Here is a 24,100-nt window from a genome sequence, read left to right as displayed (position 1 = left end):
AAACTATATACATATTACAATTAAGTTTTGTATTTTAGTACCTAGCCAATTAACCTCTATAAAAACTTAGTAATTTGAAAAAATATACCTGCGTTATCCTAGACGAAGATATAAAAAACGCCAATCGAATTCATAAAATTATTACGTCTATAACTTCTTTAGAATGTATTGCTATAGCGAGTAAGCCTAAAGATGCTGTAGAACTTATCGCATCAGAATCTCCCGATATTATTTTTTATAGTTTAGCCAAATCGTTAGAAAATGTAAACTTTAATTTTAATTTTTTAAACGAATTAAAAGCTACTATTGCCGCACACAGCGCTATTATGATTACAGCCAACTCAGGAGAATATTTACAACAAGCGTTACGCAATAATGTATTTGACTACTTTATAACACCTTTGGTAAAAAAAGAAATTCAACAAGCCGTAAAAAGATATGAAGAACAATTTACGGATAAACACAAATTAAAAACTTCAATATCAAACAGTAATAACACGCATCAAAATACGGTAATTTGTTTAAAATCTTATGGCGATTATAAGTATATGCTTTCTAAAGAAATTTTATACTTAAAAGCAGACAACAACTCTACAGATATCTATTTAAGTACTGGCGAAAAAATATCGGCTTTTAAAACTTTAAAACACTTTGAACAACTTTTACCCTACCCTTTTGTAAGGATACATAATAGTTATATTATCAATTCTGAACATATAGTAAGAATACATACAGGAAAAAACATTTGCTATATTAAAGATATAAATACAAAAATTCCTTATTCTCGATCGCATCGAAATAACATACTGTCTCTCTTATCTCAAATTTCTCGTGAAAACTACATAGAAGTGTAGTACTAATACGAAAAAACCCACAATTTTTAGTTAAAATACATTTTCGTCGAATAAATTTTACATTTACTCGATTACCCTATCAATACACTAAAGGTTGTAGCGTATCTACTTAAAACGCATAATATTTAGTTTACAACTAATATTTCTGTTATACTTTTACATCGTTGAAAGCACAAAAAATTAACAAAGTCTTTCACAAAAGTAAAGAAATTATTTAATTAAACTTATAAAAATACAAAAAATTATGAAAAATTTAATCGCTACTTTCGCTTTAGTTGCTACTTTAACAGTTGGTTTAACTTCATTTGCTACTCCAGCAAAAGCAACAAAAAAATCAAACAACAAAGTTGCTCTTTCTACAAGAACTGCTGATACAGGAGGTAGAGGATTAACTACAGGTGTAAGACCATTCTAATTTTCAGAATTTACAATACTTGTTTTTCAAATAAAAAAGGATATTTTTGTTACAAAATATCCTTTTTTATTTGAAAAAACCTTTATTCATACGAGCTCTCCTCCTTCTGCTTTTCTATTTTGTTTCTTGTACGCAACAAAACACAAAATTACAGCAAATGAAAATCTCAGATAGTATTACCAAAGGGTATAAAAAAATAGAAAACCCAAAACTATCTACTCAACAAAAAAAAGAAATACTTGATAGCCTTTTCACACTTACAAAAGAACTTCAAAACCCAAAACTTCGAAAAGAAAATTTGTCAAAACTAGCAAATTATTATTTTGCAAATTACAATCAAAAAGATGTAAGAAAAACTTCTATACAATTACTTAGAGAGGCTACAGAAACTAAAGATACTTTATATTTAGCACATGCTAATAGATATTTAGCTTCAGATTATAGAGAAAGAGAAATTTATGATAGTGCTTTTTACCATTATGTAAAAGCTGAAAAATTTTACAAAGCTATTAATGATAAAGAGAACTACGCTTATGTATTATATAGTAAAGCTTATGCACAACACTTAATAGGCGAATTCAATGGTGCCGAATTAAACCTATCACTAGCGGCTAATTATTATAAATCGGTTAATGACTATCAAAACCTGCAACTTATTTATAATGAACAAGGGCGAGTTGCTCGAGATTTGAGAGAATATGACAGAGCACTGGAATACTTTAATAAAGCTCTCGAAAACGCAAAAAAAATACCTAACGAAAAAGAAGAATCTTTTTCGAGTATTTGTTTAAGTAACATTGGTGTAGTATATCAAGATATGCGAAAATATAATGAAGCTATTAATTACTACAAAAAAGCTCTTTATCCTGACAATAAATTAATAAACAACAATCCAGTACTTTATTCAAACGTTGTTGATAACATGGCTTTTTGTAAACTTCAAATTAAAGATTTTACACAACTCCCAGATTTATTTTATGAGGCGCTACAAATAAGAGAAACCAACAAAAACATGTTTGCTGTTACTAACAGTTATATGAATTTGTCGAAATATTATTTAAAAATAAATCAAATTAAAGAAGCCAAAAAATATGCTTTTCTGGCTCTTTCTACTTCTAAAAAAACAGGTGTAGTGCGAGACATTATGGGAGCGTTACAACAAGCTAGTGAAGTAGATGTTAAAAATGCTTTTAAGTATAGCGAAGAGTATATTGCATTAAATGACAGTTTACAAATACTCGAACGAAAAAACAAAGACCACTTTGCTAGAATACAGCTAGAAACTGATGAAATTATTCAAGAGAAAGGTGTTATTGAAAAAGAAAAGAACTACATTTTAGTATATCTTTTTATAAGTGTACTGTTTGGTATTGGTGTTTATATTATTAAAAATCAAATAGCAAAGACGAAAGAACTCGAATACAAACAAGCACAACAAAAAGCAAACGAAGACATTTACAAACTTATCATATCTCAACAATCAAAAATTGATGAAGGAAAAGATGTAGAACGAAAACGAATTGCTAAAGAAATTCACGACGGATTACTTGGTCGCATTTTTGGTCTACGCTTTAATTTGGATAGCTTAAATTACGATAACACTCCAGAGGCTATACAACACAGGCTTCAATATATTAATGAACTAAAAATTATTGAAAACGATTTAAGAGAAATATCGCACGAATTAAGTAGAGAAAACGAATCGTTAATAAACAATTTTTTGGCCATTGTAAACAATCTTTTACAAGATCAGAAAAAAATTAACACAGCTAAACTTACAGTAAATATAGATAAAGAAATAAATTGGGACAATATTTCCAATGTTTCAAAAATCAACATTTATAGGATTTTACAAGAAAGCTTACAAAACATAAACAAATATGCACAAGCTACCCTGATTAAAATTGAATTTTTTAAAGACAAAAACAGTAACTTAGTACTCAAAATATCTGATAACGGTATTGGCTTTAACAGCAATAAAAAAAGTAAAGGTATTGGCATAAAAAACATGAATTCTAGAGCCAAAGAAAGCGGAGGAATTTTTGAAATAAAATCGGAAAAAGGCAAAGGAACGGTGAGTGTTTTGGTTGTTCCGTTTAAAAAAGCAAACAATAAAGATGAAAAACATTAATGTTCTTATCGTAGATGATCATCCCTTTATTATTTTAGGGTATAAAAACGGGTTGAAATTATACCCAAAAAAGAAGTTTGAATTTACCACATTTGAAGCTACAGACTGTAAAACAGGCTACAAAATAATTACAAACCCTCCCGTAGAATTTGATATTGCTTTTTTAGATATAAGTATGCCTGCATACCCAGAAAAAAACATTTTATCTGGAGAAGATTTGGCAAAACTTTTAAAAGAAAAAATGCCTTTATGCAAAATTATTCTGCTAACCATGCACGATGAAAGGCTTAAAGTAGAAAAAGTAATTGACGAAATAAATCCTATTGGACTCATAATAAAAAGCGATTTAACGTTTGAAACAATGAAATTGGCAATACAATCTGTTTTACAAAACCAATTTTATTACAGCGATGCGGTAAACAACTATCTCAATTTAATGCAATCGGAAATAGTGTATACAGATGTAATTAATAAACAAATTTTGTTTTATTTAAACAAAGGAATTGATGCAGACGATATAGCTTTATACATTCCTATACTATCATCTCAATATGTACACGAGCGCATTGCAGAAATGAAAGAATTACTCGAAATACCCCAAGCTACCAACGAAGAACTTGTTGTTCTAGCCAAACAAAAAGGAATGATGCTTTAAATTTTTTATCTTTCATTGCAAAAAAGTATCTTTGCAGCTTATTTACAATTTCATAGCATGAATAAATTATTAATAGTAGGAACTGTAGCTTTTGATGCTATAGAAACCCCTTTTGGAAAAACCGATAAAATTTTGGGTGGTGCAGGAACATTTATTGGGCTATCTGCATCTCATTTTAATGTAAAATCTGCCATTGTATCGGTTGTTGGAGACGATTTTCCGCAAGAATATCTAGATTTACTAACCTCCAGAGGTATTGATATTTCTGGTATAGAAATAGTAAAAGGAGGAAAAACTTTTTTCTGGAGCGGACGTTACCACAACGATTTAAACTCTCGTGATACTTTGGTTACAGAGCTTAACGTATTAGCAGATTTTAAACCTGTTGTTCCACAAAATTTTACAGATTCCGATGTAGTAATGCTAGGAAACTTACATCCATTGGTGCAAAGTTCTGTACTTGATCAACTTACTAGTACTCCAAAACTTGTTGTATTAGATACTATGAACTTTTGGATGGACTGCGCACTTACAGAACTTCTTGAAGTAATAAAACGTGTAGATGTTATTACTATAAATGATGAGGAAGCACGCCAACTTTCTGGCGAATACTCTCTAGTAAAAGCTGCTGCAAAAATTCACAACATGGGTCCAAAATATGTAGTTATCAAAAAAGGTGAACACGGGGCTCTATTATTTCACAATAAAGAAGTTTTTTTTGCTCCTGCCCTACCTCTTGAAGAAGTATTCGACCCAACAGGTGCAGGCGATACATTTGCTGGAGGTTTTTCAGGATATATTGCACAAAGCGAAAACATTTCGTTCAGCAACATGAAAAATGCAATTATTCAAGGTTCTAATTTAGCTTCTTTTTGTGTAGAAAAATTTGGAACAGAACGTATGCTAACGCTAAACGAACAAGAAGTAAAAGAAAGACTAAAACAGTTTAAATCTCTTACTCAATTTGAAATAGAACTTTAATACAATACTACGCCACAAATTTTGTGGCGTTTTTTTCTACAACACACAACAACACAACTACTATGAGCGAGGCTATTAAACACGAATGCGGCATAGCATTATTAAGACTCAAAAAACCATTAAACTATTATAAACAAAAATACGGCTCTGCATTTTATGGCATACAAAAAATGTATCTACTCATGGAAAAACAACACAACCGTGGGCAAGACGGTGCAGGGTTAGCTTCTATAAAACTTGATGTAGAACCAGGACAACGCTATATAAGCCGTATTCGTTCTAACGATTCTCAGCCTATACAAGATGTTTTTCATCAAATTAATACACGAGTAGAACAAGAACTACAGCAACACCCAGAATATATCGATAACGTTCCGTTGCAAAAAAAACACATTCCTTATATTGGAGAACTCTTTTTAGGACACGTTCGGTATGGTACTTTTGGGAAAAATAACATTGAAAGCGTACATCCCTTTTTACGACAAAACAATTGGATGCACAGAAACCTTATTGTGGCTGGAAACTTTAACATGACCAACGTTAAACAACTCTTTGACAGTTTGGTTGCTATAGGGCAACATCCAAAAGAAATGGCAGACACTGTTACCGTAATGGAAAAAATAGGTCATTTTCTAGACGAAGAAGTTACCGATTTATATTTCGATTGCAAAAACAAAGGACTTAATAAAAAAGAAGCTTCTGGAGTAATTATTGAAAAATTAAACATACAACGAATATTAAAACGAGCTTCCAAAAATTGGGATGGTGGTTATGCTATAGCAGGATTATTGGGTCATGGTGATGCTTTTGTTTTTAGAGATCCTGCAGGAATACGCCCAGCTTACTATTATGAAGATGAAGAAATTGTAGTAGTAGCTTCTGAACGTCCTGTAATTCAAACTGTATTTAATGTAAATTTTGAAGATGTTAAAGAATTAACCCCAGGAAATGCAATTATTATTAAAAAAAACACAGAAGTTTCAATCGCTGAGATTATACCTCCAACTGAAAACAAAGCCTGTTCTTTTGAACGCATTTATTTTTCTAGAGGAAGCGATGCAGAAATTTATCAGGAGCGAAAAGATTTAGGCAAACTTATAATGCCAAAAGTACTAGAAGCTATAGATTTTGATACAGATAACACTGTTTTTTCGTACATACCCAATACGGCAGAAACCTCTTTTTTTGGAATGGTAGAGCAAGCAAATGATTTTCTTAACCAACGAAAAAATCAATTTATACTAGACCATAGAAAAACACTAACAAAAGAAAAACTAGAAGAAATACTTTCGGTAAAAATACGAACCGAAAAAATAGCTATAAAAGACGCCAAATTACGCACTTTTATTACCGATGATAGCAACCGAGATGATATGGTAGCTCATGTATATGATGTAACTTATGGTGTTATCAAACCTACAGACAATTTGGTTATTATAGACGACAGTATTGTGCGAGGAACCACATTAAAACAAAGTATTTTAAAAATGCTAGATAGGTTAAAACCAAAAAAAATACTGATTGTATCATCGGCTCCACAAATAAGGTATCCCGATTGTTATGGTATCGACATGTCTACACTAGAAGGGTTTGTAGCTTTTAGAGCTGCTATTGCACTATTACAAGAGCAAAACAAACAAAGCATCATTGAGTCTGTTTATTTAAAATGTAAAAAGCAAGAAACATTACCCGATACAGAAATTAAAAATCATGTAAAAGATATTTATGCTTCATTTTCTGATGAAGAAATAGCACATAAAATTGCCGAAATGTTAGTTACTAATGATATCCAAGCAGAAGTAAAGATTGTATATCAGTCTGTAGAGAATTTGCACAAAGCATGTCCCAAAAATTTAGGCGATTGGTATTTTACAGGAAACTATCCAACAGCTGGCGGTAATAGAGTGGTAAACAAGGCATTTATCAATTTTTATGAAGGAATTAACTCTAGAGCATACTAAACCTTGTTTTTTATTCAGTTTAACGACTTTTAATGTAGTTTATCTAATTTTTTTTGAAGCAAATAATCATTGCTATACATTTACATCACCATAGCATTAGTAGGTTAAGTTTATGGTAGATTTGGGGCAAAAAAGGTGAAGAAATTCACCTTTTTTATTTTGTTTATATTTCATTAAAAAACATAAAAAAAAGCAAACCATATGGTTTGCTTTTTTTGTATAATCATGCTAAAAATTATTTATTCTCGGCATATAGTTTTTCTACTTCTGCCCAATTAATTACATTAAAAAAGGCTTCAATATAATCGGGTCTTCTATTTTGATAATGTAAATAATAAGCATGTTCCCAAACGTCCATACCTAAAATAGGAAAACCACCACAACTTACATTCGGCATTAATGGGTTATCTTGATTTGGAGTAGAACACACTTCTACTTTTCCGCCTTTGTGTACACAAAGCCAAGCCCATCCACTTCCAAACTGAGTAGCTCCTGCTTTTGAAAATGATGTTTTAAAAGCTTCAAAACCACCCAAATCTCTTTCAATAGCAGCAGCTAGCTCACCACTTGGTTGCCCTCCACCGTTTGGCGACATAACTTTCCAAAATAAATTGTGATTGTAAAAACCGCCGCCATTGTTGCGTACTGCAGCATTAGATGAATCTAAGTTTTCTAAAATTACTTCTATCGTTTTTCCTTCCAAATCTGTACCTGCAATAGCATTATTTAAATTGGTAGTATAGGCTTGGTGGTGTTTTGTATGGTGTATTTCCATGGTTCTAGCGTCTATATGAGGCTCCAAAGCATCATAAGCATAGGGTAATTGTGGTAATTCGAATGCCATAGTATCTTTTTTTAAATTAATAAATAAATTCAAAGTTATACATTTAACTTTGTAAAAGAAAATACTATTTTTCAATTAACAAATAATTAAAATCGATACTCTTTGTAATGCATAAAAAAGCTTTTACAATTTACAACGCCTCCGCAGGATCTGGTAAAACATTTACGTTGGTAAAAGAATACCTGAAAATTATTTTATTATCGCCCAAAAACGATGCCTACAGAAATATTTTGGCTATTACTTTTACCAACAAAGCGGTACACGAAATGAAAACCAGAGTGGTTGAAAGTTTGTACGAATTTGCCAAAGATTTTCCAGATGAAAAAGCTCAAGTATTACGAAATAAAATCGCCGAAGAAACCAAACTATCGCCTGTAGATATTCAAAGTAAATCTAAAGATATTATCAAATCTATCATACACAACTATGCTGCTTTTGATATTTCTACTATCGATAAATTTACACATAGAGTGATACGAAGTTTTGCGCACGATTTGGGCTTGCCTATTACATTTGAAGTTTCGTTGGAAACCGAAGCTTTGCTTACAGAAACCATAGACCGTATTATTGCTGAAGCTGGAAAAGATGCCGAATTAACCAACTTGCTTGTCGATTATACAATGGAAAAAACAGACGATGACAAATCGTGGGATATTTCTAAAGAAATTTTTGATGTTGGCAGACTCATATTGAACGAAAATAACCGAGAAGAACTAACACATTTTGAAAACAAAACCCTTTCTGAATTTTCTAAAATAAAAGAAAACCTAAAAACAGTTTGCACAAATATAGAAGAAGACACCCAAGTTCGAGCAAACCAAATATTGCATTTTTTAGAAGAAAAATCTGTTATACTTAGTTCTTTTTCTGGTAGTTATTTTCCAAAACATATACAAAGTATTGCACAAAATAAATTTAATCCAAACAACAAAACATACAAAAATATTGAAGATATAAAAGTTAATGCCAAAGCTCCCGATAAAGATTTAATTGAATCGTTAAAACCCGAGCTACTACAACAGCTTGATTACATTTATAAATTGTTTGAAAAAAAACACTTTTACGAAGCCTTTCAAAAAAATATTAATCCGCTTTCATTATTGCAAATTATTAGCAAAAATTACAGCGAAATTCAAAAAGAACAAAACCTACTTTCTATAGCAGAATTTAACAAGCTTATTCACAAAGAAATTCAGCACCAACCGGCACCTTTTATTTACGAACGAATGGGCGAACGCTACCGCCATTTTTTTATCGATGAATTTCAAGACACTTCGATAATGCAGTGGGAAAACCTCATTCCGCTTATAGACAATGCGCTTTCGGGAGAAATTGACGGCGAAAAAGGAAGTCTTATGCTTGTAGGCGACCCAAAACAATCTATATACCGTTGGCGCGGCGGTAAGGCTGAACAATTTATTGAATTGTCAAAAAACAACAATCCGTTTTCAAACCCAGAAAAAGTAGTTGATAGCTTAAAGCAAAATTTTAGAAGCCATGAAAACATTATACAATTTAACAATCAATTTTTTGAATTTATTGCAGAAGAATTCACAAATACAGATTATAAAAATCTTTACAAAAACGATTCCAATCAAGAAATTAACACTAAAAAAGGCGGTTATGTTTCTATAAAGTTTATCCCAGAAAAAAAAGAAATTGACGAAGAGGTAGAAACTCACGATGTTTTTTTGGCTGAAACTTTACAAACCATCTATCGTGTAAAACAAAATGGATTTCAAAATCATGAAATTGTTATTTTAACACGCAAAAACGAACAAGGCGTTTTACTCGCAAATTTTTTAACCGAAAATGGAATTCCTGTTATTTCATCTGAAAGTTTGCTTATTGCCGCATCATCAGATGTGCAAGCAATTGTGCAAATTTTGTACTATTTGGACAATGTGCAAAATCTAGAAGCCAAAGCACAACTGTTGTATTTTCTTTCTCAAAAAAATAAAGAAAAAATACCTACACACAGTTTTATTTCACAAGGAATGGCTTTGGAAAAAGAGCACGATTTTGAAAACTATCTTTTGAAGTTTGGCTATTCGTTTTCTTTTGAAAAACTACGAAGAAAATCTCTTTTAGAAACTGTACAACTTATTATTAATAGCATTATTAATCCTACTGATTACAATGCTTACATTCAGTATTTTTTGGATACTGTATTAGAATTTCAAAATAAAAAACAATCTGGGCTTTCTGACTTTTTATACTATTGGGAACAAAAAAGTTCCAAGCTAAGTTTACCATTGCCCGAAGGTATAGATGCTATAAAAATCATGACGATTCACAAGTCAAAAGGTTTGGAATTCCCTGTAGTGATATTCCCTTTTGCTAATGAAAACTATGCCTTAAAGCCTCAAGATAAAATTTGGCTCGATGCTAATGAACAAGAATTGGGACTGTCAAAAATATTGGTAGCCAAAAACAAAGGCATTTTAAATTTTGACAGTAAAAGTGCCGAAAAATACTTAGAAAAATCTCAAGAAGAATTACTCGACAATATTAATATTTTGTACGTGGCGCTTACCAGAGCCGAAGAACAATTGCATATAATTTCGCAACTTGTTACCCAAAACAAAGAGGGTAATTACCCAAACAATATGGCATCGTTTTTTATAAAATTTATTGAAGAAAAAAAATATTCTCTTGCAAATAATGTTTTTGAATATGGTAATGCCGAGCGTGTTTCTAAAACTGTAACTTTAAAAAAAGAGGTGCAAGTAATTCCGCAACTAGACAAAATATTAAGTCCAGAAAATATTAAAATAGCACAAAGAGAAAGCCTTATGTGGAATACTCCACAACAAGATGCTATTGCTTTTGGAAATACATTACACGAAATACTATCAAAAATAAATACCAAAAAAGATATTCAACATGCCATAGAATACGCTATAGAAACAGGACTTATCAATCAGACTCAACGAGAAATTATTTATCAAAAAATTATAGATATAGTAACAAATACGCAATTGCAATGTTTTTTTGAAGCCGAAAATAAAGTATACAACGAACGCACATTGATAGAGCAATCAAAACCCGTTTCTAAACCCGATAAAATGGTAGTTACAAAAAATAATGATGTGTTACTCTTAGACTATAAAACAGGGCAAAAACTCGACAAACACAAACAACAAATGTTTCATTATGTAAATACTATAGAATCTATGAACCTAAAGGTTGTAAAAAAACTATTAGTATATATTGGAGATAGTGTAGAAATTGTAGCTTTGTAAACACTTACTTTAGAACAACATATTTACAAACAATAAACAAATTAAACATTATATTTAAAGTTATGTACGGAAAAATACAACAACACCTACAAAACGAGTTACAAAACATTACATCAAATGGTTTGTATAAAAAAGAGCGTATTATTACCTCTACACAAGGTGCCGAAATCATGGTAAACGGCAAAAAGGTACTTAATTTTTGTGCAAACAATTATTTAGGACTTTCATCGCACCCCGAAGTAATTCAAGCTGCAAAAGACGCATTAGATTCGCACGGTTTCGGAATGTCGTCAGTGCGTTTTATTTGTGGTACTCAAGATATTCACAAAACACTAGAAGAAAAAATTGCCCAATTTTATGGAACCGAAGACACCATACTTTACGCCGCTGCTTTTGATGCGAACGGAGGTGTATTTGAACCCTTGCTTGGAGAAGAAGATTGCATTATCTCTGATAGCCTAAACCATGCTTCTATTATAGACGGTGTTCGTTTATGTAAAGCTGCACGATACCGTTATGAAAATGCAAATATGGAAGATTTAGAACAACAACTTATCCAAGCAAACCAAGCAGGACATCGCTTTAAGTTGATTGTTACAGATGGAGTATTCTCTATGGACGGTATAGTAGCTCCATTAGATAAAATATGCGATTTAGCCGATAAATACGACGCTATGGTAATGGTAGACGAATGCCATGCCGCAGGATTTATTGGTAAAACAGGCAAAGGAACTTTGGAAGCAAAAGGCGTTATGGGTAGAGTAGACATTATTACCGGAACACTTGGTAAGGCTCTAGGAGGAGCTATGGGAGGATACACTACTGCAAAAAAAGAAATCATAGAAATATTAAGACAAAGATCTAGACCTTATTTGTTTTCAAACTCATTATCGCCAGCCATAGTAGGTGCCTCTATAAAAGTATTCGAACTTCTTGAAAAAGATACTTCCCTACGCGATAAACTTGAGTGGAATACCAATTATTTTAAAGAAGGAATGAAAAAAGCGGGCTTTGATATTATAGACGGAGACTCTGCCATAGTTCCAGTTATGCTCTATGATGCCAAGCTATCTCAACAAATGGCAGACGCATTACTAGAAAAAGGAATTTATGTAATAGGTTTCTTTTTTCCGGTAGTTCCAAAAGAAAAAGCACGCATAAGAGTACAACTATCAGCAGCACACAATCAAGAGCATTTAGACCATGCTATAAATGCATTTATAGAAGTAGGTAAAGCCTTAGAAATCATATAGAGTAGAATTTTTTCTACAACATTTTGATTATTCAGTAATAGATTGTACTTTTGCACCATTATATCTTTATAATCTAACAAAATTAAGTATGAAAAATCTTAACAAATTATTTGCTGCTATAGTGATGTTTGCTGGTCTAGCAACTCAAGCACAAGACAGCAACAACAAATGGGCTGTTTCGTTTGGAGCAAATGCTGTAGACGGAGCTAGAGTTAGCGCTGCTTCAAAATTTGAAGATCAGTTCTCTCAATATTTTGATGCTAAGAAATATTGGAATATTATTCCGTCTGTTTCTTATGTAAACGTATCAAGATACGTTGGTGACAATTTCTCTTTTGGTGTAACAGGTTCTGTTAACAAAATGAACAAATTCGTTTCTGGAAGAATTTATGATGCTACTACAAACACCAACGAATATCAAGTATCAAATCCTGGAGATTTAACTTATTATGCTGCTGATGCTGTAATTAAATATAGCTTCCAAGATTTATTAAAATCTAAATGGTTAGAGCCTTCTGCTCACATTGGAGGTGGTTACACTTGGTTGGGTGATGCGTCTGCAGGTACATTAAACGGAGGTTTAGGATTAACTTTATGGTTTTCTAAAAACGTAGGTTTATCTTTACAATCTACTTACAAACATTCATTTGATGATACAAGAACACCAAATGTTGATGTAGCTACTCATTTACAACACTTTGCTGGTCTTACTTTCAAATTTGGAGCTAAAGACACAGATGGTGATGGTATCTATGACAAAGACGATGCTTGTCCAACAGAAGCAGGTTTAGTAGAATTCCAAGGTTGTCCAGATTCTGATAAAGATGGTATCCAAGATTCTAAAGATTCTTGTCCAGATGTACCAGGTTTAGCTGAATTTAATGGTTGTCCTGATACAGACGGTGACGGTATTGCTGATAAAGATGATGCTTGTCCAGATGTAGCTGGTTTAAAATCTTTAGGCGGATGTCCTGATAAAGATGGTGACGGTGTTGCTGACAAAAACGACAAATGTCCTGAAGTAAAAGGTCCAAAAGAAAATGGTGGTTGTCCATGGCCAGATAGAGATGGTGATGGTGTTTATGACAAAGATGACAAATGTCCAGATGTAAAAGGTACTGCTGCTAATCAAGGTTGTCCAGAAGTTACTGACGAGGTAATGAAAAAATTAAACGATTATGGTAAAACTATATTGTTTGATACTGCTAAATCAACTTTCCAAAAACAAACTTACCCAGTATTAGAAGCTATGACGGCTATCTTTAAAGAGTATCCAAACTCTAGCTTCTCTATAGAAGGTCACACTGATAGCGATGGTAAAGATGCTGCAAACCAAAAACTTTCTGAAGAAAGAGCTGCTGCTGTTAAGGCTTACTTAGTAGAGCGTGGCATCGATGCTTCTAGATTGTCTTCTAAAGGTTTCGGTGAAACTATGCCAGTTGCTACAAACAAAACTAAAGCTGGAAAAGCTCAAAACAGAAGAGTTGAAGTAAAATTAGTAAGATAATTTTTACAACAAATAATACTTTAAAACGCTCCGAAAATCGGAGCGTTTTTTTTATTTTTATAGTATGAATACAAATTCTTTTCTTTACAAACTTTCTCATCATATTATTTATAACCTATCTGTAAGCACAGATAATGTTACTATAATATTACCCAGCAAAAGAGCAAAAATATTCTTAACAGAGGCTTTAAAAAACACCATTACCAAAACTATTATTGCTCCAGAAATAATTAGTATTGAAGATTTTATTCAAGAAGTTTCGCAAATAAGAAGTCTAGATGCCATAGAAGTGCTATTTCAGTTTTATGAAGTTTATACACAAATCGAAAAAAGTCCGGAGGAATTTGAATTGTTTGCCAATTGGGGAAAAATACTACTTCAAGATTTTAACGAAATTGATCGTTATCTTCTAGATCCAGACAAAATATTAAAGTATTTAGAGAATATTAAAGAAATTGAACATTGGGCTGTTGATGTAGATAAAAGAACAGAAATGATAGAAAAACATTTACTGTTTTGGAAAAAACTACCTCACTATTATCACACACTATATGCCCATCTCTTAAAAAGCAAAAAGGGCTACCAAGGATTAATCTATAGAGAAGCAAAGAAAAACATAGAATCATTTGCAAAAAACACCACAAAAACATACCTGTTTGCGGGTTTTAACGCATTGAACAAAGCCGAAGAACATATTTTTCAACAAATGCTTTTACAGGATAAAGCAAGAGTATTTTGGGATATCGATGAGGCTTTTTTAAACGATCCTTTTCATGATGCTGGCCTATTTGCTAGAAAAATAAAATCGGAATGGAAATACTATAAAAACCATCCATTTGAATGGATTAACAATACTTTTTCTGAAGAAAAAAATATACAAATTATTGCTACTCCAAAAAATATTGGACAAACAAAACTTGTTGGCAGCATTATTAATGATATCTCAATAAGTAATGTTAAACTTGAAAACACAGCGGTTGTTTTGGGTGATGAAAATCTACTTCTACCTATATTGTATTCTCTACCAGAGGCTATTGGAAATGTGAATATTACTATGGGTTATTCTTCCAAAAATAATCCGATACAATTATTTGTAGATAGGTTGTTTAAAATGCACACCAATGCCGTTTCACGTCAAGGAAAACAATATGTGTTTTACTACAAAGACGTACTTGATGTATTGCATAATCCTTTGACAACCAATTTATTTGACGCAGAAAAACTTAGCTCATTAATTAAAAGAAACAATTTTACCTATTTTTCTCACCAAATACTATTCGATTTATTTCAAGATAGAAACGATTTTTTTGAATTAGTATTTGCAAAATGGGACAACTCTAGCCTAGACATATTAGAAAGAATAAATACTATATTACTGAAAATTAAAAGTGCATTAGACTATTCTAAAGAAGATGAAAAAATAACAAATGCTTTTGTCTATTCTATATACTTAGTAATTAATAAACTCATAAATTATTATACTAAAAACATATTTAGCGAAAAAATAGAAACACTATATCAAGTGTACAAACAAGTTGTAGACATTGCCGAAGTTTCATTTGAAGGAGAACCTTTAGAAGGCTTGCAAATTATGGGTGTGTTGGAAAGTAGAACATTAGATTTTGAAACGGTAATCATTACATCTGTAAACGAAGGCAAATTTCCATCGGGTAAAAGTAATAACTCATTTATTCCTTATGATGTAAAACGCGAATATGGCTTACCTACTTACAAAGAAAAAGACGCGATATACACCTACCATTTTTATCATTTATTACAACGTGCAAAAAATATCTATTTGATTTACAATGTGGATAGCGACGGATTTGAGTCGGGAGAAAAAAGCCGTTTTATCACCCAACTCGAAGTAGAAAAAAAGAGCAAACACACCATTACACATCATTTGTATAATGCTATGGTGCCTGCCAAAGTAAGCAATACTATGCTTGTTGAAAAAACAGAAAGCATACTAGCTCGATTACAAGAAATGGCTCAAGCAGGCTTTTCGCCATCTACTCTAACAACGTATCTAAGAAATCCTATACAGTTTTATTTTCAAAGAATACTACGCATAAAAGAAGTAGACGAAGTAGAAGAAAACATTGCTGTAAACACACTTGGAACCATTATTCATGGCGCTTTGGAGGTGCTGTACACACCATATATAGGTAAAATTTTAATCGAAAAAGATGTAACAGATGCTTTACTTCTTGTAGAACAAGTTGTTTTTCAAAAATTTAAAGAAATTTATAAAGAAGGGGAAATAAAAAAAGGAAAAAATTTACTAGCCTTTGAAGTTGCTAAAAGAAATGTAATTAATTTTTTAAAATATGAAATTGAACAAATAAAAAACGGTGATCAGATACAAATTATCGCATTAGAAGAAACCTTTGAGCGTGTGTTTGAACACAAAAACATATCAGAAAAAATAATTATAAAAGGAAATGTAGACCGTATAGAAAATAGAAACGGCACTATACGAATTATAGATTACAAAACAGGAAAAGTAGAGCAAAAAGATGTAACCCTAACACAATGGGAAAATCTTTTAAAAGATAGTAAATACGACAAAATTATTCAGATTTTAGCCTATGCGTTTATGTATTCTACCCATACAAAAGGATTGCCTATTGAGGCAGGAATTATTTCTTTTAAAAATTTAAAATCGGGATTTTTACCTTTTACTTTCAAAGAAGATAAAATAAGTACTACTATTATTTCTGATGAGATTATGGATAGTTACCTCGATCAAATTGCAATCCTAATCAACGAGTTATTTGATTTGAATATACCATTTACAGAAAAAGAAAATTGACGATTACAATGTTTGAAAAAATAATTTTAGACTTTGAATTAATTCGTTTTTATTCTCAATATGACTCATGTGTCCGTCTTCAAAAGAAACTAATCCTACACGAGTATTTTTAATTTGATCTAAACTTTTTTCATACTGTAAAACAGGATCTTTTTTACCCAAAATAAGAAGTATTGGATAGCTTGCAAAGTGCAAAATCACTTCTCTGTCTTTTCGTATTTTCATACCTTCTTGCGCAGCAATTATGCCTTGCAATGGTGTTTTAAGAGCTTCACTACGTACCCATTCTATTTCTTCGATAAGTTTTTCTCTATTTTCTTCACTAAATAAATTTGCTATAGACATACGTACTGCTGCAACATAATTTTGCTTAACGGCCTTTATAGCTCGATCTCTGTTGTCTTTACGCTCTTGGCTATCGGCTCTAGAGGTTGAGTTAAGCAATACTAAGCCCTGCATCATATCAGAATACAGCTCGGCAAAAGCTAAAGCAACATAACCTCCCATAGAATGCCCTACAAAAACAGCTTTTTTCACCTTTAATTCATGAGTTAATACATAATGAACAGCATCTGCCATATCTTCCATAGTATGAACATAACCCATACATTGTGTACTTCCATGTCCTAATAAATCAATACATATTACATGAAATTTGTCAAAAAATGGAACAATTTCTTTCCACATTGTGCTATTTTCTAAAAATCCATGCAAAAAAACGAGAGCCGTACCTTTACCGCTATGTGAATACGAAATCGTGGTGTTTTTATATTGTGTTTGTTTTGTAATCATATTGTAAATTGTAAACAAAAAAGCCTTACTTTTAGTAAAGCTTTTAGCAGAGAGGAAGGGATTCGAACCCTCGATGCAGTTACCCACATACCAACTTTCCAGGCTGGCCCCTTCAACCACTCGGGCACCTCTCTAGTTATCTATTTCGCCTCGCAAAGAGGTTTCAAATATAGATTTAAAATTTTTATTTTCTATGGATTGCCCCAACAAATACATCAACTTGGTAATAGCAGCTTCGGTTGTGATGTCTTTACCCGAAATTATTCCAATTTTTTTCAACAAAGTACTGGTTTCATAGTGTCCCATGCTTACACTACCTCCCGAACATTGCGTAACATTTACAATTTGCAAACCACGTTTTATGGCATCATCTAATAGTTTGATAAACCACTCTTCGTTAGGTGCATTTCCAGAACCATAGGTTTCCAAAACGATTCCTTTTAAATTGGGTATGGCAAAAAGCGTTTGAATTGTTTCTTGATTAATCCCTGGAAATAATTTAATTATCAACACATTACTGTCTAGATTTTTTCTTACAATTAAAGAAGTTCCTTTTTCTGGGTAGCGTAATGCTTTTGTATTGATATTTAAGTGTACTCCAGACTCTGCCAATGGTTCGTAGTTTGGAGAAGCAAAAGCATTAAAATGCTCGGCATTTATTTTTGTAGTTCTATTAGCTCTATATAGTTTATATTCAAAATACAATCCTACTTCTTGCACAATAGGCTCATCGTTTTGTTGCAAACTCGCAACTTGAATTGCTGTAATTAAGTTTTCTTTGGCATCTGTTCTTAAATCGCCAATAGGCAACTGAGAACCCGTAAAAATTACAGGTTTACTCAAATTTTCGAGCATAAAACTCAAAGCAGAAGCAGAATAAGACATCGTGTCGGAACCATGAAGAATTACAAAACCATCAACAGTATGGTAGTATTTTTCAATTACTTCGGCTATTTGAACCCATTTTTCTGGACTCATATTCGAAGAATCAATAGGTTTACTAAAAGAGAACGTTTGTATATGGCAATCGAGCTGTTTTATTTCGGGGATTTTTTGTAATAATTTATCAAAATTAAAAGCTCTTAATGCTCCCGATTTAAAATCTTTTACCATACCAATGGTACCGCCAGTATAAATAAGTAAAATACTAGGTCTTTTAGGCATATTTGTATTTATTAATTACTGGATTGGCATACATTGCCAAAAATCCTTCACGCATTACTTCATTGTGTGTGTCAATACGCATTTCTAGCCTACGTTCAAACAACAATTTTTCATTTTCGGTATAAAAATCCTTGTATTTTTGCGTATTGTAAAGCAAATCGTATGCTATATAATTGGTTGGCCAAAGTTTGTACGACTGATGAATTGATTTGTCTAATGCTTGTGCCAATAATTGAATTTGTTTATTGTTATTGGTTGTTTCTTTTGCAATAGTATCCAATTCATTGTCTAGAAAATCGCCCACATGAAGGTGAATTCTTTTTTTCTGACCTATAATACCGCTTAACAGTGTTTTAAAATCTTCATTCTTTTGTTTTACATAAATTTCATCATTTGCCTCTGCCATTAGTTGAGGCATTTTTAAAACATCGGTAGGGTCGTATTCATAAGAAATAGAAACAGGTAAAAGTTTTACTTTTTTAAAATAATCCATCAAGTTCGACTCGTCATTTGCCATTGCTAGCATTTTCAAAACACCTGTATGTGTGGCATCATTACCGTCTTTGGTTCTGCCTTCACGTTGTGCTATCCAAACCGAACGGTTCTCTCTACAAATAAGATGCTTAATGTATTCTGACATTAATTTTGAGCTTTCGAGAAGCTCTCTTGGCGGAAGACCTCTTTGTACAATGAAATTTCTGTTAAGTCTTGACAAACACAACAAAAAATCTTTTTTCACTAAATTATCTCCTATTGCCGATGCTGTAAGTATTTGCTTATAATCGTGCAAACAAACATTGAGTATAGAAGTATCTAAAATGATATCTCTATGGTTGGATATAAACAAATAGGCAGTATTAGGCTCAAGTTTTTCAAAGCCAGAAGTAGTAACGCCATCTGAAGTTTTTTCTAATACTTTTTTTACGGCACGGTATGCAAAATTAATTTGAAAATCTCGTATCGAATGAGTTCTATTAAGTTGTTCTTTCCAAACAGATTCGTCTGTGTCAGGAAATGCAAAATCCATCAAAGCCTTCATCATAGGGTGATGAATGGAGGAAAGAATAGCATCGTTTACTTCTGCATCATAAAAAGGACGAATAGCATCAAATTTTGACATTTTTAGTTTGGTTTGTTTTCAAGAACAAAAAAACAAAAAAAACACCAATAAACGAATGATTAAGTAAAGCTTTTCATATTAAAAAGGGATTTTTACAATATTGTTTGGCTTTCTTGTTCATAAAACGCGTCCAAAGATAGGTTGGGCAATTGTGATGCCATTACCGCCAAAGCATCACATCTCTCGTTTTGTGGGTGGTTATTATGCCCTTTTATCCATTTAAAATCTACCTGATGTTTGCGGTACACTTTTAAAAATCTAAGCCATAAATCTGGGTTTTTTTTGTTCTTGAAACCAATTTTTTCCCAACCAAAAACCCATTTTTTTTCAACAGCATCTACCACATATTTAGAATCTGAAACGATTAAAACTTTTTTATTGTGCTGATTTATTTTTTCTAAACCAACAATAACAGCAAGCAACTCCATTCGGTTGTTGGTTGTGAGTTTAAATCCTTCGTAAAATTCTTTTCTGTAATTTGTACCTACTAGCTCCATAACCACACCGTATCCGCCCTTTCCAGGATTTCCAGAACAAGCACCATCGGTATATATACAAATTTCGTAGGCCATTAAAATAAAAATAAATTATTCTTGGTTTTTTAATAGTTGTTCTATAACCGTTGAAAAATACTGATGTTCCAATTCTAGAACTTTATGGGCAATCATTTCTGCACTTGTACAATTTTGTATTGCTACCGATTTTTGAAAAATAATATTGCCCTCATCATAATTTTCATTTACATAATGTATAGTAATGCCTGTTTCAGGCTCTTTATTATCCCAAACGGCTTTGTGTACATTAGTTCCATACATACCTTTACCCCCATATTTTGGCAACAAAGCTGGATGAATGTTAATAATTTTATTCGGATAGTGCTGTATAATATTATCAGGAATTTTAAGCAAAAAACCTGCTAACACTAGTAAATTTGGAGAAAAAGGAGCTAGTAAATTTAAAACTTCTCCTTCTTCCAACTGTTTTTTAGAAAAAACAAATGTCGGAATATTAAATTTTTGTGCTCTTTCCAATACTTTGGCATTAGGATTGTTAGAGCATACCGCAGCTACGCGAGTATGTTCATTATTTTTAAAGTATTGCATAATTTTTTCGGCATTACTTCCAGAGCCAGAGGCAAATAGTACAAGATTATTCATTTCAACCGTAATTCGTATTACACTAATCAATATCAGTCACAAAAAAAAGAATAATAAATGACATAATTTATACATATTTGAATCTATTCTAAAAATAATTTTCTATTTTCGTACTAACATTTATTAACCAAAATGTTGAAATAAAATAAAGTTTTTTATTTTTGCCAACAAATTAAAAATTAAAATTTAGAAATTATGTCAGACATTGCATCAAGAGTTAAAGCGATTATCGTAGACAAACTAGGCGTTGACGAAAACGAAGTTGTAACAGAAGCAAGCTTCACTAACGATTTAGGAGCTGATTCATTAGACACTGTTGAGCTTATTATGGAGTTCGAAAAAGAATTTGATATTCAAATTCCAGATGATCAAGCAGAAAACATTGCTACTGTAGGTCAAGCAATTTCTTACATCGAAGAAGCAAAAAAATAATAAAAAGATTATCCCGTGTGCATACTTTGCATGCGGGTTTTTTATTATTCTAAAAAAATTGTCTATTTTTGATTGAATTTTCAATCACACTATATTGAAAATACCCTTGTTTCTTTTTTGTTTAAAGATGCTTGGGTATTATTTATATAAAACAAACTAAAAGAACTATTTATGCAATTAAAACGTGTTGTTGTAACAGGTTTAGGAGCGCTAACTCCCATAGGAAACACTGTTGAAGAATATTGGAATGCTCTGGTAAACGGAAAAAGTGGTGCGGCTCCTATTACTTACTATGATACTGAAAAACATAAAACTAAATTTGCATGTGAACTTAAAAACTTCAATGCAGAAGATTTTATAGATAAAAAAGAAGTTCGTAGGCTTGATAAATTTGCACGTTACGCTATAGTAGCCAGCGATGAAGCCATAAAAGATGCAGAAATAACATTAGAAAATGTAAATAAAAACAGAGTTGGTGTTATTTGGGGTGCAGGAATTGGCGGATTGGAAACCTTTCAAGAAGAAGTAATGTACTATGCAAAAGGTGATGGTACTCCAAAATTTAATCCTTTTTTTATACCAAAAATGATAGCCGATATTGCCCCAGCTCATATTTCTATGCGCAATGGGTATATGGGACCTAATTATACCACCGTTTCTGCTTGTGCATCTTCTGCCAATGCGATGATTGATGCTTTCAATTATATCCGTTTAGGAATGTGTGATGTAATTATTACTGGAGGTTCTGAAGCTGCAGTAACCATTGCAGGTATGGGAGGTTTTAACTCTATGCATGCTTTATCTACTAGAAATGAAAGTCCAGAAACAGCCTCTCGCCCATTTGATGCTACTCGCGATGGTTTTGTATTAGGTGAAGGTGCTGGTGCTATTGTATTGGAAGAGTATGAACATGCTAAAGCTAGAGGAGCAAAAATATATTGTGAAATAGGCGGTGGCGGATTATCTTCTGATGCTTACCATCTTACAGCACCACATCCAGAGGGAATTGGGGTTATTGCTGTAATGGAAAACACGCTTCGCGACGCTGGATTGGCTCCAGATGCGGTAGACCACATCAATACCCATGGTACTTCTACGCCTCTTGGTGATGTTGCAGAGCTAAAAGCCATTAGCCATGTTTTTGGAAATCATGCTAAGAATATCAACATAAATTCGACCAAATCTATGACAGGTCATTTACTTGGTGCGGCAGGAGCTATAGAATCTATAGCTGTTATCTTGGCTATGAAACACGGAATAGTTCCTCCTACTATTAATCATAGTGTAGTAGACGAAAACATAGACCCAAGCTTAAACCTTACCCTAAACCAAGCACAAAAAAGAGATATTAAAGTAGCCATGAGCAACACTTTTGGTTTTGGTGGTCATAACGCTTGTGTATTATTTAAAAAATTAGATTCATAATCGTATAATGAATTTATTTAAGAAAATATTTACAAAAAATTCCCGTCCTCAAGAAGGCGGGAATTTTTTTATAGAAGTTAAAAAAATTTTAGGTTTTGAACCTATCAATATAGAAAACTACAAAAAAGCTTTTACACATAGATCTTCAAATAAAGTAGACAATTTAGGTTATGCTTTAAACTACGAGAGATTGGAGTTTTTAGGAGATGCCATGCTAGGTTCTGTAATTGCTTCACATTTGTACAAAGAAGTGCCCAATGGAGACGAAGGATATTTAACCAAAATGCGTTCTAAAATTGTGAGTAGAGAACACTTAAACGAGTTGGGAAAAGATTTGAATTTGGTAAAATTGGTAGAAAGTAAAGTACCCACTCAACATTTTGGAGAAAATATACATGGCAATATTTTTGAAGCACTAGTAGGTGCTATCTACTTAGATCGAGGCTACGGATTTTGCGAGCAATTTATACATCAAAAAGTAATTGAACCTTATGTAGATATTGAAAGACTCGAAGGCAAAGTAATAAGTTATAAAAGTCTATTGATAGAATGGTGTCAAAAAGAAAAAAAACACTTTAACTACGATGTTTTTGATGATAATGGAAACGATGGTCAAAAATATTTTGGTGTAAAACTCAACATTGATGGCAAAACTGTAGCAAAAGCAAGAGCCACTTCAAAAAAGAAGGCCGAAGAAATTGCTTCAAAAAGAGCTTATTTTGTTTTTCAGGAAAAAATTAATTCAAAAAACAATTCATAAAGCTACAACGTTTTAGTTAATAAATTATCGTTAAACTAAAACCAACTTCAAAAAAGTACTGCTATAAGTCTTATCTTTACAGCCGTTTTTAATTATGGGTACCATAAAATTACATATTGATGACTTTGAAGAAAATGACTATCTATTAATTGCCATTCACACTACATTGGAAGACTATAGGTTAGCGTATTTTTTAAATAAATATCTTGGTGTACAATTACAAAAACAAGAAGAAGATATACATATACAAGTAAAAGAAAATCAAAGTTCTTTTTCGTTGTATAGTTTTCACGACAAAGAGCAATATGTAACTTGGAATTTGGTACAAAATAAAAATGAAATTGTTATTCAACCAGAAGAAAAACCGTTGAATAACCTTTTTTCAGAAAACCTACAAGCCATTGAAACAACCATCTATTTATTGCCAGAATTGAAAAAAGTAGATTATTTTTTAAAAATAGAAAATCTTACAGAACAAGAGAATTTATTTATAGAAACCCTAAAAAAACTCAAAACCATAGAAAAAATAAGCTTGGTTTACAACATAGATACCAATAGTATAAAAAATAAAAACAATTTAATATTTTAA

General features: G+C 32.1%; 20 protein-coding genes and 1 tRNA gene. 14 read left to right on the top strand and 7 right to left on the bottom strand.

Annotation, left to right across the window (positions count from 1 at the left end; all coding sequences use genetic code 11):
* The first annotated feature begins 74 nt into the window (after positions 1 to 74).
* The 6 genes from Q361_RS11330 (at position 75) to Q361_RS11310 (ending at position 6,997) form a co-directional block, all read left to right on the top strand.
* Positions 75 to 854: a LytR/AlgR family response regulator transcription factor gene (locus Q361_RS11330; RefSeq protein WP_103726848.1), complete on the top strand. Its 780-nt coding sequence runs from the start codon at positions 75 to 77 to the stop codon at positions 852 to 854.
* Positions 855 to 1,098: 244 nt separating this feature from the next.
* A complete protein-coding gene (locus tag Q361_RS13745; protein ID WP_169929297.1) occupies positions 1,099 to 1,269 on the top strand; it encodes a hypothetical protein in 171 nt (56 codons plus the stop codon).
* A gap of 157 nt (positions 1,270 to 1,426) precedes the next feature.
* Positions 1,427 to 3,400, top strand: coding sequence for an ATP-binding protein (locus Q361_RS11325; protein ID WP_103726847.1), 1,974 nt, complete (start codon positions 1,427 to 1,429; stop codon positions 3,398 to 3,400).
* A complete protein-coding gene (locus Q361_RS11320) occupies positions 3,387 to 4,055 on the top strand; it encodes a response regulator (protein ID WP_103726846.1) in 669 nt (222 codons plus the stop codon). The genes Q361_RS11325 and Q361_RS11320 overlap by 14 nt, the downstream gene beginning before the upstream one ends.
* A 57-nt stretch (positions 4,056 to 4,112) precedes the next feature.
* Positions 4,113 to 5,036, top strand: coding sequence for a PfkB family carbohydrate kinase (locus tag Q361_RS11315; protein WP_103726845.1), 924 nt, complete (start codon positions 4,113 to 4,115; stop codon positions 5,034 to 5,036).
* 62 nt (positions 5,037 to 5,098) lie between these two features.
* A complete protein-coding gene (locus tag Q361_RS11310; protein WP_103726844.1) occupies positions 5,099 to 6,997 on the top strand; it encodes an amidophosphoribosyltransferase in 1,899 nt (632 codons plus the stop codon).
* 235 nt (positions 6,998 to 7,232) lie between these two features.
* Here the strand turns inward: Q361_RS11310 and Q361_RS11305 are convergent, their stop codons facing one another.
* Positions 7,233 to 7,841 (bottom strand): superoxide dismutase, encoded by a 609-nt coding sequence (locus Q361_RS11305; RefSeq protein ID WP_103726855.1) that lies wholly within the window; start codon positions 7,839 to 7,841, stop codon positions 7,233 to 7,235.
* 95 nt (positions 7,842 to 7,936) lie between these two features.
* Here Q361_RS11305 and Q361_RS11300 point away from each other — a divergent pair, with 95 nt between their 5' ends.
* The 4 genes from Q361_RS11300 to Q361_RS11285 all read left to right on the top strand — a co-directional run bounded on the left by Q361_RS11300 (position 7,937) and on the right by Q361_RS11285 (position 16,661).
* A complete protein-coding gene (locus Q361_RS11300) occupies positions 7,937 to 11,086 on the top strand; it encodes a UvrD-helicase domain-containing protein (protein WP_317047145.1) in 3,150 nt (1,049 codons plus the stop codon).
* 62 nt (positions 11,087 to 11,148) lie between these two features.
* Positions 11,149 to 12,339 carry a glycine C-acetyltransferase gene (gene kbl, locus Q361_RS11295; RefSeq protein ID WP_103726842.1) on the top strand — a complete coding sequence of 397 codons (1,191 nt, stop codon included), beginning with the start codon at positions 11,149 to 11,151 and terminating at the stop codon, positions 12,337 to 12,339.
* Between the two features lie 88 nt (positions 12,340 to 12,427).
* Positions 12,428 to 13,846 (top strand): OmpA family protein, encoded by a 1,419-nt coding sequence (locus Q361_RS11290; RefSeq protein ID WP_103726841.1) that lies wholly within the window; start codon positions 12,428 to 12,430, stop codon positions 13,844 to 13,846.
* A gap of 64 nt (positions 13,847 to 13,910) precedes the next feature.
* On the top strand, positions 13,911 to 16,661 hold the full coding sequence (locus tag Q361_RS11285) for a PD-(D/E)XK nuclease family protein (protein ID WP_103726840.1): 2,751 nt from the start codon (positions 13,911 to 13,913) through the stop codon (positions 16,659 to 16,661).
* A gap of 3 nt (positions 16,662 to 16,664) precedes the next feature.
* Here Q361_RS11285 and Q361_RS11280 read toward each other — a convergent pair whose 3' ends face one another.
* The 6 genes from Q361_RS11280 to purN all read right to left on the bottom strand — a co-directional run bounded on the left by Q361_RS11280 (position 16,665) and on the right by purN (position 20,894).
* Positions 16,665 to 17,453: an alpha/beta fold hydrolase gene (locus Q361_RS11280; protein ID WP_103726839.1), complete on the bottom strand. Its 789-nt coding sequence runs from the start codon at positions 17,451 to 17,453 to the stop codon at positions 16,665 to 16,667.
* A gap of 47 nt (positions 17,454 to 17,500) precedes the next feature.
* Positions 17,501 to 17,587: transfer RNA gene (locus Q361_RS11275), tRNA-Ser, on the bottom strand.
* A complete protein-coding gene (locus Q361_RS11270; protein WP_103726838.1) occupies positions 17,586 to 18,617 on the bottom strand; it encodes an asparaginase in 1,032 nt (343 codons plus the stop codon). Before Q361_RS11270 ends, Q361_RS11275 begins: the two co-directional genes overlap by 2 nt.
* Positions 18,610 to 19,737: a 1-acyl-sn-glycerol-3-phosphate acyltransferase gene (locus tag Q361_RS11265; RefSeq protein ID WP_103726837.1), complete on the bottom strand. Its 1,128-nt coding sequence runs from the start codon at positions 19,735 to 19,737 to the stop codon at positions 18,610 to 18,612. The genes Q361_RS11270 and Q361_RS11265 overlap by 8 nt, the downstream gene beginning before the upstream one ends.
* A gap of 92 nt (positions 19,738 to 19,829) precedes the next feature.
* On the bottom strand, positions 19,830 to 20,309 hold the full coding sequence (gene rnhA / locus Q361_RS11260; RefSeq protein WP_103726836.1) for a ribonuclease HI: 480 nt from the start codon (positions 20,307 to 20,309) through the stop codon (positions 19,830 to 19,832).
* Positions 20,310 to 20,324: 15 nt separating this feature from the next.
* Complete coding sequence (purN, locus tag Q361_RS11255; protein WP_103726835.1) at positions 20,325 to 20,894, bottom strand: phosphoribosylglycinamide formyltransferase; 570 nt, start codon at positions 20,892 to 20,894, stop codon at positions 20,325 to 20,327.
* Between the two features lie 195 nt (positions 20,895 to 21,089).
* Between purN and Q361_RS11250 the strand changes: the two genes are divergently transcribed.
* The 4 genes from Q361_RS11250 to Q361_RS11235 all read left to right on the top strand — a co-directional run bounded on the left by Q361_RS11250 (position 21,090) and on the right by Q361_RS11235 (position 24,100).
* Positions 21,090 to 21,326: an acyl carrier protein gene (locus Q361_RS11250; RefSeq protein WP_007137004.1), complete on the top strand. Its 237-nt coding sequence runs from the start codon at positions 21,090 to 21,092 to the stop codon at positions 21,324 to 21,326.
* 171 nt (positions 21,327 to 21,497) lie between these two features.
* Positions 21,498 to 22,751 (top strand): beta-ketoacyl-ACP synthase II, encoded by a 1,254-nt coding sequence (fabF, locus tag Q361_RS11245; protein ID WP_103726834.1) that lies wholly within the window; start codon positions 21,498 to 21,500, stop codon positions 22,749 to 22,751.
* A 7-nt stretch (positions 22,752 to 22,758) separates the two neighbouring features.
* Positions 22,759 to 23,511, top strand: a complete 753-nt coding sequence (rnc, locus tag Q361_RS11240; protein ID WP_103726833.1) for a ribonuclease III — start codon at positions 22,759 to 22,761, stop codon at positions 23,509 to 23,511.
* Positions 23,512 to 23,605: 94 nt separating this feature from the next.
* A complete protein-coding gene (locus Q361_RS11235; protein ID WP_103726832.1) occupies positions 23,606 to 24,100 on the top strand; it encodes an IPExxxVDY family protein in 495 nt (164 codons plus the stop codon).

Origin of the sequence: Flavobacterium croceum DSM 17960, from assembly GCF_002917885.1 — a bacterium.
GTDB lineage: Bacteria > Bacteroidota > Bacteroidia > Flavobacteriales > Flavobacteriaceae > Flavobacterium > Flavobacterium croceum.
The sequence above is the reverse complement of the archived record's forward strand: the minus strand, read 5'-3'. Positions and strand labels throughout refer to the sequence as shown.